The sequence below is a fragment of the Pseudomonas sp. zjy_15 genome (genome assembly GCF_043101865.1).
Lineage (GTDB): Bacteria > Pseudomonadota > Gammaproteobacteria > Pseudomonadales > Pseudomonadaceae > Aquipseudomonas > Aquipseudomonas putida_Y.
The window spans coordinates 1-401 of record NZ_JBICII010000035.1; the positions used below are offsets into that span (position 1 = coordinate 1).

At 70.3% G+C, this 401-nt stretch carries 1 protein-coding gene; it reads right to left on the minus strand.

The window, feature by feature from the left end; translation table 11 throughout:
- Positions 1 to 401 (minus strand): AMP-binding protein (locus ACF8EF_RS07080; RefSeq protein WP_392529037.1); only part of this gene is annotated, 401 nt, incomplete at both ends.

The following is a 401-nucleotide window of genomic DNA, read 5'->3' on the forward strand; positions in this document are numbered from 1 at the left end:
CAGGCTGCTCCAGCAGGCGCGCCTCGATCTCGCCCAGCTCGATACGCAGCCCGCGAATCTTCACCTGGTGGTCGATGCGCCCCATGTACTCGATCACCCCGTCGCCGCGCTGGCGCGCCAGGTCACCGGTGCGGTACAGCCGCTGGCCGTCACCGAACGGACTGGCGACGAAGCGTTCGGCCGTCAACCCCGGGCGGCGGTGGTAACCCCGCGCCAGCCCCTCCCCGCCCAGGTACAGTTCGCCCACCACCCCAGCCGGCACCGGCGCCAGGTCGTGGCTCAGCACATAGGTGCTCAGGTTGGCGATCGGCTGGCCGATCGGCACGCTGTCCTGCCCTTCCTCACGGCACGTCCAGTGGGTCACGTCGATGGCCGCCTCCGTCGGCCCGTACAGGTTGTAC